A 1,078-nucleotide genomic window follows, 5' to 3' on the forward strand; every position below is an offset into this window, starting at 1 on the left:
AACCAGGTGGGGAAGAAGGTCCGCGTGGCGTACGTGCCCGACGCCGTGACCGGGACCAGGTGGTTCGCGGACCACGCGTTCTGGGTGCGCGACGACGACGGCGCCCTCCGTCCGCACACGACCCGCGCGGGGGCGCGTGGCGACGTGCTGGACTTCACCCAGGCCCTCGCCGCGGCGGGCGCACCGTGACCGCGCGGTGGGTGGTGCGGATCGCGTCGTTGGCGTGCGGTCTGTTGCTGTGGCAGGTCTTGACGGCCACGGAGGCGGTGGCGTGGCTGCGGTTCGACCGGCTGCCGACCGTGCTGGAGGTGGCGCGCAGGCTGGTGGAGGAAGCCGCCGCCGCCCAGTACTACACGGACCTCGGGGCCAGCCTGGCCCGCATCGCGGCGGGCTTCCTGCTGGCCGCCGCGCTCGGCGTCCCGCTCGGCATCGCGGTGGCCCGGTCGCGGGTCGTCGGTGACGTGCTCCAGCCGTTGCTGGAGGTGGTGCGGCCGATCCCGGCGATCGCGCTGGTGCCGATCGCGATCCTGCTGTTCCCCAGCGACGAGCAGGGCATCGTGTTCATCACCTGCACGGCCGCGTTCTTCCCGGTCCTGGTCAGCACCCGGCACGCGGTGCGCGCGCTGCCGACGATGTGGGAGGACGCGGTGCGTACGATGGGCGGCGGCCGGTGGCACGTGCTGCTCAAGGTGGTGCTGCCGGGCACGTTGCCGGGCGTGTTCGGCGGCCTGTCGGTGGGCATGGGCGTGGCGTGGATCTGCGTGATCTCCGCCGAGATGATCTCCGGCCGGTACGGCGTCGGCTACCGCACCTGGCAGGCCTACACGATCGTGGACTACCCCGGCGTCATCGTCGGCATGGTCACCATCGGCCTGCTCGGCTGGCTGACCTCCTCCGCCGTCGAGCTGACCGGCCGCCGCGTCACCCGGTGGCTGCCGAGGGAGGCGCGGGCATGAGCGTGCGGGTGGAAGGGCTGGCCGTGCGCTACGGCGCGGCCACCGTGCTCCGGTCGTTCGACCTGGACGTGCGGACGGGGGAGATCCTGGTGGTCGCGGGGCCGTCCGGCTGCGGCAAGTCG

Annotated in this window: 1 protein-coding gene and 1 pseudogene; both read left to right on the forward strand. The window is 73.3% G+C overall.

Features of this window, described 5'->3' with window-relative positions:
- Positions 1–189, forward strand: a pseudogene (locus AB0G02_RS38365) (ABC transporter substrate-binding protein); the annotation flags it as partial.
- On the forward strand, positions 186–956 hold the full coding sequence (locus tag AB0G02_RS38370; RefSeq protein WP_360804867.1) for an ABC transporter permease: 771 nt from the start codon (positions 186–188) through the stop codon (positions 954–956). The pseudogene AB0G02_RS38365 and the gene AB0G02_RS38370, both read left to right, overlap by 4 nt.
- Positions 957–1,078: the final 122 nt, after the last annotated feature.

It is taken from the genome of Actinosynnema sp. NPDC023658 (assembly GCF_040639995.1).
Taxonomy (GTDB): Bacteria; Actinomycetota; Actinomycetes; order Mycobacteriales; family Pseudonocardiaceae; genus Actinosynnema.